Annotated in this window: 7 protein-coding genes; 3 read left to right on the forward strand and 4 right to left on the reverse strand. The window is 36.8% G+C overall.

Annotated elements, in window-relative coordinates; translation table 11 throughout:
• Nucleotides 1-24: 24 nt before the first annotated feature.
• Nucleotides 25-972 carry a type IX secretion system membrane protein PorP/SprF gene (locus V6R21_RS29630; protein WP_334247114.1) on the forward strand — a complete coding sequence of 316 codons (948 nt, stop codon included), beginning with the start codon at nucleotides 25-27 and terminating at the stop codon, nucleotides 970-972.
• Nucleotides 973-978: 6 nt separating this feature from the next.
• A complete protein-coding gene (locus V6R21_RS29635; protein WP_334247115.1) occupies nucleotides 979-4,287 on the forward strand; it encodes an Ig-like domain-containing protein in 3,309 nt (1,102 codons plus the stop codon).
• 32 nt (nucleotides 4,288-4,319) lie between these two features.
• Here V6R21_RS29635 and V6R21_RS29640 read toward each other — a convergent pair whose 3' ends face one another.
• Complete coding sequence (locus tag V6R21_RS29640; protein ID WP_334247116.1) at nucleotides 4,320-5,015, reverse strand: TolC family protein; 696 nt, start codon at nucleotides 5,013-5,015, stop codon at nucleotides 4,320-4,322.
• Between the two features lie 42 nt (nucleotides 5,016-5,057).
• Nucleotides 5,058-6,488, reverse strand: coding sequence for an O-antigen ligase family protein (locus V6R21_RS29645; RefSeq protein WP_334247117.1), 1,431 nt, complete (start codon nucleotides 6,486-6,488; stop codon nucleotides 5,058-5,060).
• 831 nt (nucleotides 6,489-7,319) lie between these two features.
• Between V6R21_RS29645 and V6R21_RS29650 the strand changes: the two genes are divergently transcribed.
• On the forward strand, nucleotides 7,320-10,496 hold the full coding sequence (locus V6R21_RS29650; RefSeq protein WP_334247118.1) for an alpha/beta hydrolase-fold protein: 3,177 nt from the start codon (nucleotides 7,320-7,322) through the stop codon (nucleotides 10,494-10,496).
• A 36-nt stretch (nucleotides 10,497-10,532) separates the two neighbouring features.
• Here the strand turns inward: V6R21_RS29650 and V6R21_RS29655 are convergent, their stop codons facing one another.
• Nucleotides 10,533-11,135 carry an HAD-IB family hydrolase gene (locus V6R21_RS29655; RefSeq protein ID WP_334247119.1) on the reverse strand — a complete coding sequence of 201 codons (603 nt, stop codon included), beginning with the start codon at nucleotides 11,133-11,135 and terminating at the stop codon, nucleotides 10,533-10,535.
• Between the two features lie 12 nt (nucleotides 11,136-11,147).
• On the reverse strand, nucleotides 11,148-11,879 hold the full coding sequence (locus tag V6R21_RS29660) for an SDR family oxidoreductase (protein WP_334247120.1): 732 nt from the start codon (nucleotides 11,877-11,879) through the stop codon (nucleotides 11,148-11,150).

The following is an 11,879-nucleotide window of genomic DNA, read 5'->3' on the forward strand; positions in this document are numbered from 1 at the left end:
GTGTTTTGAATAATCTAAATCAACATGAAAAGGAGTTTTCTCCAAGGGGTGTTAGTCTGTGCGTTTTTGGCTTTGGCATTAGGAGACGTAAAGTCTCAACAACTGTCAGATACCGATAATTACCTCTATAGTTATTATTTGGTGAATCCTGCGAGCTATCAGGAGAATCATTCATTTACAGGCGTTCTATATGGTAACCTCCAATCTCTGTATAACAACAGTAGCTTGTTTAAGATGGGTGGAGGAGGTGTGTGCTACTTCAATAATTTTGGAGTTGGTCTACAATATTACCATGAAAAAATCTCTCAGGTTAGCCAGACTTATTTAAAGGCGACGTATGCTTATCGGGTTAATTTTAGGCAAAACTCAGGACTAACACTGGGAGTTGCTGCGGGTCTGTATGACCAAAATGTAGGTTTACAAAATGGAGACTATGATCAGATTGTAGACCTTTCAGACCCAGTTCTTTTAGATGATCGGTCTAGCCCGCAAATGAAGTTTATCATGTCTTTTGGCATGACTTTAAGGATCCAAGACCTTGAAATAGGAGCAAGTATACCCAATATAGCGTTTGTAGATAAAAGTATTCTCCATTTGGCCCGTGGTTATATTGATTATAAAGTAAAGGTATCAGAATCCGTTGACCTTTCTCCTGCCGTAATACTCGAATACGACCGTATATCCGATTTAAAATATGCTGGTGTTGCCAAATTCAATTGGAAAAATACACTACAGTTAACAACAGCCTATCAAAGTAATAAAAAAGTGCTTCTGACAACTGGTGTAGGATTGAATGGGTTCACACTAATGTATACATATATCCACCATTTGGAGGACTTCAGCACTATTATTGAAAATGCTCATGAAGTGGCACTTCGTTTTTCAAAAAAGAGTGACAAGAAGCCTTATACCAAATACAGACAAAAAGTAAAACGGAGACATAATAGGTTTAGAAGAAGATATAAACGATAAAAACTGATGAAGAAACTTTATATCCCCTCCTTTATAGTATTGGTAGCTGTATCAATTAGTGTACTTACTTCATTCTTGACTCCGTTAGCAGGTGAAGTGACTATTTATGCAGGAGCTAAATCAGTAAGATTTCTCGGAGATAATGATGTGACATGGAAAGTGTTGGTCTCAGAGTCAGCCCTTTCAATAGATGATATTGTCAGTTTTGATGCAGTGTATGAGTCCACAACAGCTATAAAGGCAGAAGGATATGGCAAGGAAATCACAGTTGAAGGATTGAATGAAAAAACAAGCTATTTTGTGTATATGACTCAGCTGGATGAGTTGTCAAATAGAATATTGATTACTGATGAGTTTGAGACACAAGAAAGGCAATATCGCCTTTCTTATACCAGTAACCCTGATATAGGAGATGGATATATTCATGCTTACACATTGTACTTGCCTGAGGAGTATTACTTAAACCCTAACTCTGAATGGCCATTGCTTATATGCTTACACGGTCAAGGGGAAAAAGGTGAATTGGAGTATGATAAATTGCTAAGGCATGGTCCTTCGAAGTTAGTAGAGCAAGGACGGGATTTTCCCATGATTATAGCTTCACCTCAGACTTACAAATGGGCAGGAGGTTGGGAAGCAAATGTAATAAATGAATTTGTTGACTTGTTGTTTGATAATTATCGGGTAAACCAAAATAGGCTTTATGTGACAGGGTTAAGTATGGGAGGTGCAGGGACATATATATATGCTGCTGCTTACCCAGAAAGGATCGCAGCGATGGTGCCAATTTCTGGTTGGGGTAGTGGAGGATTGTGTAATATCAATATGGGAGTATGGGGGTTCCATAACGAAGGGGATGGTACTGTAGTCGTTAATGGAACAATCAATGCAATTAATCAAATCAATGGCTGTCGAACCGAAGATGAACCTGAAGCGATCATGACCATCTATCCGACAGGAGGGCATGATGCATGGACAAAGACCTATGATGGGAGTGCTGGACATGATATATATACTTGGATGTTGGGTTTTACCAAAGAGGTACAACCTAATACTTCTCCAACTTCAATAACGCTTTCTCCAAATACAGTTTTAGAAAACCTACCTATAGGTACCACGATAGGTGAATTAATAGCAGAAGATGACCAGTCTCAGGGACATATTTTTGCCCTTGAAGGGACTGAGTTAGATAATGAAGTGTTTTCTATTGATCAGAATTACTTGAAGTCTGCTATAAGTTTCAACTTTAGTGAAAAAAGTACCTACCAAGTTTCAATCTCGGTGAATGATCAGCGAGGTGGAGTATTCAAGGATACATTGGAGATTGTAGTATTGGATGATCCTGATTGGCCTATGGATCCAACTGATTATATACAGGCAGACCCTGATGACATCTCCTTGAATGAAGATGAAATGTTAGCATTTAATGTACTACTTAATGATTCTACAGGAAATGGAAGTATAACGATAACTGCACTGACAACTCCTCAAAATGGAACGTTGAGTCAGCTTTCAGATAGTGTGTTGCTGTATACTCCCAAAGCTGATTATTTTGGGTTGGATAGTGCTATTTATACTGTATCAAATGGAGTACGGGAGGATACTGCTTTTATATTTATCGAAGTAATTGGGCAAGATGATTTACCTGTTGCAAGAGTGGATAGTGTATTCTTAAACCAAGATGAGCAAGTCACTTTTGATGTAATGTCTAATGATGAAGCAGTGGATGGTGGTTTGTCATTGGTTTCATTTACTACACCACAGAATGGTACAATAGCCAAACAAGCAGATAATAAACTACGTTATCAGCCATCTGAGAATTATGTGGGAAAGGACAGTATTGTATATGTAATATCAGATATAGATGGAGATCAAGCCAGTGCAATGGTCTACTTTGAAATCTTGGAAGTGACCAAACCATTAGTTGCAGTTGCTGATAGTTTCACAACTCCAGAAGATATAGCAATAGATTATAATGTTCTGAATAATGATTATTCCTTAAATGGAGGGATGGTTATAGATACCTATTCTCAGCCTGAAAACGGTACTTTGACACTATTATCAGATAGTGTTTTGACGTATCAGCCAAACTCGAATTATTTCGGGAAGGATAGTGCTACTTATATAGTAAAGGATAAGGCAGGGTTGCAGGAACAAGCGAAAATAATTATAGAAGTGACAGCTGTAAATGACCCTGTGGTAGCAAATAATGACAGTGTATATACAGATGAGACAAAAAATGAGTATTTGATCTATCCTTTGGAAAACGACCTTTATTATGATGGAGGAGAGGTGATATTGAGTATTTTGAAAGGTCCTGAACATGGAACAGCTGAATATGTTGCTTCGACTTTTACTTTAAAATACAGCTTGTCGGATCAAAACCTTATAGGTAAAGACAGTATCAATTATCAAATAGAGGAACCAGATGGGAGTACCGCTACGGCTTGGATTTATATTTTTGGAGAACCAGAGGTGGTATTTATTGCTTATGATGATACGGTATCCTTAAAAGAGGATGAACAAGCTACAATAGAAGTTTTAAAGAATGACGTTTTATCGAATCTAGCAGTAACACTTTCTATTCTAGAGGAGCCTCTTTATGGCAGAGCTGAAGTTACCAATAATGAGACAATACTGTATATACCAGATAAAGATGATTACGGTTTGGATCAGTTACTTTATACTGTTGTAAGTGAAGAAGGTAATATCGATAGTGCTTTTGTTATGCTTACTATAGAAGGAGTTAATGACCCTGTTCTTCTTGTAAATGATACGATCAATATTTATGATACAGAACCAATTGAGCTGAATTTGTTGGCAAATGACTATATCGCTGATGGTATTAAAGAGGTAAGCTATGAGTCTATGCCTGAATATGGAGGATTAGAGTTAGCAATAGAGACTCAAACGTTTATTTATCAGTATTCAGCAGAGGAATACCATAGTGAAGATAGTTTTATCTATACAGTTGTAGATACGAATGGAGATAGGTCAGCTGCACTTGTAGTACTTTTAATTGATGAACAGCTAGATGATAAGTCTGAAGAAGCTGGTAAAAAAGTGATTCTAACTCCGAATAACGATAATAAAAATGATTTATTAAGGTTTTCAGTGGTTGCTAGTAATCAGCAAGATTATACTTTAGAAGTATTCAACACGAATGGAACCTTAATTTATAAACAAGACCATTATACAAACGATTGGAATGGAGTAGCAAATGGACATCGTATTCCTACGGGTTCATATTTTTATCTGCTCAAAGGAGAAAAGGAGAATTCTACTTACCAGGGAATTTTTTATGTGATGTATTGAGGTAAACAGAATTCGTATTACTCCTTTATTTATTACCATGCTATATTATGCTTGGTACCAATGATAGCTTCTATGGCATAGATACTCTTTTTATATTCATTCAGTTGTTTGATATAGCCAATTTTAGCCTGTTGGTATTTGGTGAGGTTGGTATCATACAACTGAACATCGTCGGATTCATTTTCACTAAGCTCTAGTTGAAGTCTGGCAGCTTCTACTCTTTCTGCACTTAATTTCAATAGCTCTTTGTTCATTAAATAGTCTTCGAATAGAATCGCCATTTCACTTCTTAGCTCCTGCTTTAACATGGTATTTTCTTCATGAACGATCTTTTGGTCAATCTTAGAAGTTTTGTTGGTGTAAATCTGTTTCATGGGAAGAGACAGGTTTACTTTTAAACTCAAGTTATACTTGGGATAAAAAGCATTGCTAGTAAAGTCTTCTGAACCTTGTTTGGCGTGTGCTTCATTATAGTTAAAAGAGACAGCCATATTATCTAGCCAATCCCATTTTGCAGAACTACTTTCAACATCAACCCTTTCCATCTCTAAGTGACTTTTTTTGATTTGAGGTGATTGGGTGATCGCTAATTCAACAAGGTAATTCAAAACTTCCTGATGTTGGTTGATTGAGTCAAAGTGCACAATGACTTTGTTATTTTGACTATACCCTGTGTATTGCAGGAAAATAAGTAAGACAGTAGTTAAAGTAGTAATTGAAGTCTTCATTGTTAGATTAATTGATAAGTTGTTAAAATCTTTAGAAACCATCTATTTATCCAGCTTAGGTATTTTAGCTATTGCAGCAACAGTGAATGCATAGAAAAGCGGTAAAGGTTTACTTCCGCTGATAATTTCTTGGGGATACCCCCCTAAGATTATCATAAAGAACATGACTGAAAATGCGCCAATAATAGTTTTGAGTTGTGGGTTGTTAAGCATTTTGGCATAGTAGAGACCATAAATTAATATAGCCCCATTAATACACATATATAGAAATAAGCCTATAGGGCCGGATTCAATGGCAATGCGTACATATTCACTGTCAGGAGGAAACTTCCCGAGCTTTGTATTGGGAGAGTACATAGCACCAAGATGCCCACACCTGCCAAGACCCGAACCGAATGGTCTGCTCTGTAAAATAGGTTGTATAAAAGCCTGATTGTCTAATCTTACTTGCATAGATGGATCATCATTTGGTGTAAAGGCTGTTCGTACAACGTGCATAGCACCACTGGAATGATTAAACGCTACAGCAACTGTTAACAGTGAGACTAATCCAATACTAAACATGACCAATCTTGGATTGAGTCTTAGGATGAGGTATATAATATACCCGAAAGGAATCAAGATATAAGCTGTACGGGTACCCGTATATACACTAGCCCAAAGCGCAATAAGAGTGTATAAGCTGTATAAAATTATATGTCGTTTCTTTTTGCTTTCTAAAGCAAGAATGACACTAAAAATGCCTGTAAAAGCTAATGTTACTCCAAAGGGCATTGGTCCCGAAAAAATAGAAAACTTTCTCAGGCGTCCCCAAGTGATCATCAGCTTGACTCTTTCTGGATCTGAGTACAGCCAATCACTATCGAATGAAAGCAAACCATATTTTTCTTGAAAAATGCCATATAGACAAGCTATGCTCATCATAATCAGTATTACTTTGACCATGAACCAAAGATCCTTAAGGTTATTAAGGGAATGATATGCAATCAAGTAAGTACAGAATATATATAGTGGAGTTCGCATAGAGTGTATATATGCAGCCTTTGATAACATATGGGGGTTAAAAATTTGCAGACTCAAATAGACAAACCACAGTGCTAATAAAATGGTGATGCCTGACGTAGCAAACTTCCGGTTTTTTTCTACCCATAACCTGTATATAAGTGCAAGTACAAGAAGCCCTGTATAAGCTTCTATAAAGACACCAATTGTAAATTTGATCTTCAACGCTCTGATTAAAAAGTCAAGCATGAAGTAGCTAATAAAGGATATATAGAAGCCGAACTTGATATTCCTAAGTGTACTAACGAATAGAAGTATACCGATAGGGGCACCAACAAGAGCAATACTTTTTAATCCTAAGCTACTACTGAGAAGGTAGTTTATAGCTATAGCAGTAAAGAGTACTGTAATTGAAAGGTAAAAGAATTTATATTTTGAGCTCAGGTAATTGATTTGGGTTAGGTGTTTCATTATTCACCAATTAACGGGTTCAGGGACGTAGTAAAAATCTGTTATTCTAGGTTTAAATGTAAATCACCTTTAGCCAAAGGATCAATTGGACGACAATACACATTCCGCCAAGTATAATTATAATAAGTTTGTCTTGTAGTTTTTTTGGGTTAATAGACATAGCGTATAAGTTACATAAAACACTCTTGTAGCGACATGTACAGTTTTATCTATTTTATTCACCTAAAATGATGATATATTAACTTTTTTGATCAATGATCTCTCTTAATAGTATATCTATGACCTTTATGGATTTAAAGATGATCACATGGATATATACATCACATCGAAAATGAAAATTTGTGTTAGGGTTGTAATACCAAAAAATATTGGAGGTATTAATCAGTACATCAAGTTAAAAGGAAAAAATAAAAAAATATAATTTTTTTAAGTTGAATCTGCTATAAATTTATTCCACTAGCGTTTTAAGTGGATTACGTCATATGTTATTAATACTGTAGCTTGTTATGGTGAAAATAAAAATAGTATAAATCCTATTTTTAGTGTCCTATAACTTATGATTTACGCATCGTTTTAGTATGATTTCAACAAAGTATCAATACTCTGACTCAATACCCAAAATATTAAGACAAATAATTATTGATTTTGTCTTATTACGTAAGGTGTATTAAGTAAAACGTTGTGATTGAATATTAAAATTCAATTTATTCTTTGTATATCAATGTTTTTGAGTGGTTTTTAAAGGAATTATCAACTGTTAAGTGTTGGTGAAGTAACCTATTATAAAACAACACGTTAAGGAATGTGTTTTTAATTACACAAACCTTAGCTATGAATTTTTCATCACTTTATCTGACTGTACTGATATTGTTTATTGGTATCAGTACTAAAGTCTATTCTCAATCCAACTCAGTGGATGTTTATTACGGAACCAAGTCAGTACGTGTAAAGAGTACTGATGGAAGCGTAGTGAGTTGGAAGGTGATCCTCCATAGTAGTGACCTGAATATAAGTTCGGTGTCATCATTTAATACAGCGTTTGAAGGCAGTAGCCAATACTTATCTAAACAATCATATAATGATGGATCATTTACAATTGAAGGGCTAGAGCCCAAGTCACAATACTATATATATGTATTGGTTCGCCAAAATGGAGAAGATAAGTTGGTTTTTCAGCAGTTTCAGACCCATACAAGACAAAGTCAGCTGTATTACAATAGTGACCCATCTAAGGGAGATGGTCATATTCACGCCTACACAGTTTACTTTCCGGAGAAATACTATTTGTATCCTGAGCAAGATTATCCTGTACTGTTGTGTTTGCATGGGCAGGGAGAGAAAGGAGAGCTGGATTATGGTAGTCTCATGAGACATGGACCTCCCAAATTGGTAAACCAAGGAAGGGACTTCCCTATGATTATAGCGGCTGTTCAATCTTATAAATGGGCAGGAGGCTGGGAGCCTAATGTAGTAAATGAGTTTACAGATTTACTAATGGCGCAATATAGGGTTGATAAGACTAGATTGTATGTTACAGGTTTCAGTATGGGAGGTGGAGGAACGTTTAATTTTGCAGCTGCATACCCAGAAAAAGTGGCTGCGATAGTTCCAATATCAGGTTGGTTGACAGGAGAGGCCTGTAACGTAAAAATGCCAACATGGGCATTTCACAATGAAAATGATGGAACTGTTAACTCTAATGGAACAAAGTCAGCAGTAAGTAGAATCAATAGTTGTCTAGATCCAGACCCTGCAAAGGCAACTATCTACAACTCAAGTGGACATGATGCTTGGTCAAAGACATACAGTGGTAGTGCAGGGTATGATATATACAGTTGGTTATTACAATACAGTAATTCTTCAGCCGGAAACAAGGTGCAACTACCTGATATCAGCCTTACAGTAGATAATACATCATTTAATTCAATAGCTGTTTCTTGGACACATGATGCTTCCGAATTGGCATTGCAATATACAATTACACTTAAAGATATAGAGCAGAATACTGTAGTTAAAACAGTTGATATAACGGACAATACTAGTAGTTATCAGTTTGAAGGATTAGCGTGTATAACAACATATGAGGTGAGTATATGTGGGAGTGTAGATGCAGCAGAGACTTGTGATAATGTAGAAGTTACCACAAAAGCAATGGATACACCTGTAATTACGGCTTCTCACACGAGTCTAAATAATGGACCAGTTACATTAAGTTTAGCAGAAGCATATGATAGTTATGAATGGAGCAATGGGGCAACAGGAGCAAGCATAGTAGTAGATAAGGCAGGGGAGTACTTTGTTAAAGTTGGCTTAGGCGAGTGCTCTGCTAATAGCAATACGGTATCTGTTACAGAAACAACATCAATTGAAAAAGGAGAGCTTTTGCCTGTTGAATTTAGTGCATCTTCAGGTGCGAGATATGCAACTTTTGTATATACACCAAAAGATTATGCTTCTAGTTCAGAAAAGTATCCCATCCTTTTCGTATTTCATAGTGATGAGCAAAGAGGTAGTTTGGAGTATGATAAGCTGCTAACAGCTGGGCCAATTAAAGAGGTGAATGAAGGACGAGATTTTCCATTTATCATCGTATCAATCCAGAACGGCAAATGGGCTGGTAGTTGGGATATCGACCTGATGAACGAATTGGTGGAAAGTATGAAGTCCCAATACAGAATTGATGATAACAAACTCTATTTTACGGGTTGGCAGAAAGGTGCTTTAGCGTGTTATAATTATGCGACAGCTTACCCAGGAAAAGTGAATGCTATGGTCACATTCTCATCATGGGGAAGTGGAGAGGTATGTAGTATAGCTCAATCAAGAGTATGGTACATCCAGAATGAGAATGATCCTGTAGTTTCACTTTCAAGTGCTGAAGGTTTTGTTAACCGACTACAAGCATGTGGTAGTGGAGAGGTTAAAATGAATTATTACCCTGATGCTACTGAAAATGACTCATGGGATAAAACATATGAAGCAGATGCTCCTTGGGATATTTATTCTTGGCTATATGATACCTCAGAGACTGGGACTGGGGCAGTGGAACAACAGCAAGCCTCACACTTGCAGCAGTCATTTACATCTAGTCAAACAGGCAAGCAGCATGGGTATTACCTCTATTTGCCTGATGAGTATGGAGATGGTCAAAGAAACCTGCCACTGATGGTAGTATTGCATGGACAGGATGAAAGGGGAGAGTTGGAGTATGATAAATTACTTTTGAATGGTCCGGCTAAGTTAATTGAAGAAGGGAAAAACTTTCCATTTGTGGTCTTAACTCCACAGAACAGTAAATGGGCAGGTAGTTGGAATGTGGAAATGGTCAAAGAACTAATAGCTCATGTAAAAAGTGAATATGGGTTGACAGATATAAAACTGTGGATGACTGGTTGGGAAACCGGAGCTATTGCAGCATATGCATTTACTGAAAAGTATAGCGATGAAGTGGATGCGGTTGTTGGCTTTGGTAGTTGGGGAATTGGAGAAGTCTGCAATATGGCAACAGTCAGGACTTGGATTTTCCATAATGCTGCTGATGAGAACGTTTCTGTAGGAAGTGTAAAAAGTTTTGTGAACAGTTTGACCTCATGTTCAGCAGCGATAGATGACATCAATCTGACAGTTTATGAAGATTTGACAGGAGATGACTGTTGGAATCCAACTTTCGAAGAAACAACTAGTGCCAATTTATACGAGTGGCTATTAGGAGCAAGTGAAGCTAACAGTCGTATGGCTTTTGGCACATTAGGAGAAATCAGTGAAGAAAAACTGTTGTTTAGTAATCCAATGACAAACAGTGTCTTTATCAAAAAAGATCTTGTTACCCCAAGTAGTTCAAAGCTGGAGCTTTATTCAGTCAATGGGGAACGATATAGTATTGATCTAAGTGAAAATGGAAATGGTTATTACCGAGGTGCTATAGGAGGGTTACCGACTGGACTTTATCTGATCAAAATAGTATTTGAGGAAAAGGTAATCACGCATAAGTTATTAAAGTTAAAATAGCGAATAGAAAAGGCTCCATTGAGGAGCCTTTTTCATTTAAAATGGTTTATAAAATGGATAAGAGGCCATTTGAAGCATTTCCTTATCTCCTTTGGAATCACCATAAGCATATATACTCTTGTATTGCCCCAAGTCAAATTTCTGCTTGATCATCTGTACTTTGGTATGTCCATTACAGTTTTCACCAAGAATTTTTCCTTTAAATATTCCATTACTGAAATCTAACTCCGTATGAATACACCTAATGCCAATTTCATGACACCAGTATTTTACCCACTGTCCCGAGGCTGTTACTACCGAGATGGTATGTGAGTTTTCCTGATGCCACCTTAAACGTTCCAGCGCATCCTTTTTGAGCATCTTTGGTATCATATCAGAGCTGAACTTCCTCATGAGGGTTTCCATTTCCTCTTGGGATTTCCCATTGAAGAAAAAATACAAGAAAGTCTCTTTTGCTTTTTTACTGGATAGAAATCCTAGCTTCATGGCAATAAGCATAGGACTTAGAACAAACATTTTAATATAGAAAATGAAGTTTCCAGAAGAGAATTTAGCCAATTCAAGCAGTGAGTCTTTATTTGTGATAGTGCCGTCGAAATCAAAAAAGGCAATACAGTCGGTACTTTTATTAGCAGCCATTGAGTAACTCATTTACATGTTTAACCTCTTGAAAACAGTTTCTGGTATTGCATTGATGATAAGCATAATCATTCTCCACTGTGGCAATGAGTATAAGGTGTTGGCTTTTTTTCTATAGGCATTGAAAATAGAACGGGCGATCTGAGTAGGACTTGCTGTCAATAGTTCAGGTAAATCCATTCCTTGTGTCATTTTGGTATGGACAAAACCTGGTTTGACAGTCAAAACGTGAACACCTGAATGATAAAGACGATTCCTTAAACCTTGCAGATAAACTGACAGCCCTGCTTTAGCACTTCCATATAGATAATTACTTTTCTTTCCTTTGTCACCTGCAACAGAACTTATACCGATAATGGAGCCAGCCTTTCGTTCTTCAAAGTAATTGGCAAACCTGTTAAGAATAGATACTGCTCCTGTAAAGTTTGTATGTAGAATTTGTTGACATTCTTCCCATGAACTTTCGGCTGTAGCTTGCTCTCCTAAATAGCCAAATGCGACAATCACTGTATCTACGTCTTTATATTTAGCGGAAAAGGCATCATGAGAATCTGTATTAAGGGCGTCAAAACTATCAACCTCAACTTTAACTGAAGTGATGTTTTCTATATCTTTAGCCAAAGGAACCAGCATATCTGGCTGGCGACTTGTGAGGATTAAATCAAAAGTATTATTAGCAAACTCATAAGCCAATTGTTGGGCTATGTCGGATGTTGCGCCTAGTATGAGTGCAGTCTTTTTCAT

Origin of the sequence: Limibacter armeniacum, from assembly GCF_036880985.1 — a bacterium.
GTDB lineage: Bacteria > Bacteroidota > Bacteroidia > Cytophagales > Flammeovirgaceae > Limibacter > Limibacter armeniacum.

Excerpts from the sequence above, each read along its gene's own strand:
- V6R21_RS29630 (WP_334247114.1), top strand. The coding sequence starts at position 25 with ATGAAAAGGAGTTTTCTCCAAGGGGTGTTAGTCTGTGCGTTTTTGGCT.
- V6R21_RS29635 (WP_334247115.1), top strand. The coding sequence starts at position 979 with ATGAAGAAACTTTATATCCCCTCCTTTATAGTATTGGTAGCTGTATCA.
- V6R21_RS29640 (WP_334247116.1), bottom strand. The coding sequence starts at position 5,015 with ATGAAGACTTCAATTACTACTTTAACTACTGTCTTACTTATTTTCCTG.
- V6R21_RS29645 (WP_334247117.1), bottom strand. The coding sequence starts at position 6,488 with ATGAAACACCTAACCCAAATCAATTACCTGAGCTCAAAATATAAATTC.
- V6R21_RS29650 (WP_334247118.1), top strand. The coding sequence starts at position 7,320 with ATGAATTTTTCATCACTTTATCTGACTGTACTGATATTGTTTATTGGT.
- V6R21_RS29655 (WP_334247119.1), bottom strand. The coding sequence starts at position 11,135 with ATGGCTGCTAATAAAAGTACCGACTGTATTGCCTTTTTTGATTTCGAC.
- V6R21_RS29660 (WP_334247120.1), bottom strand. The coding sequence starts at position 11,879 with ATGAAAAAGACTGCACTCATACTAGGCGCAACATCCGACATAGCCCAA.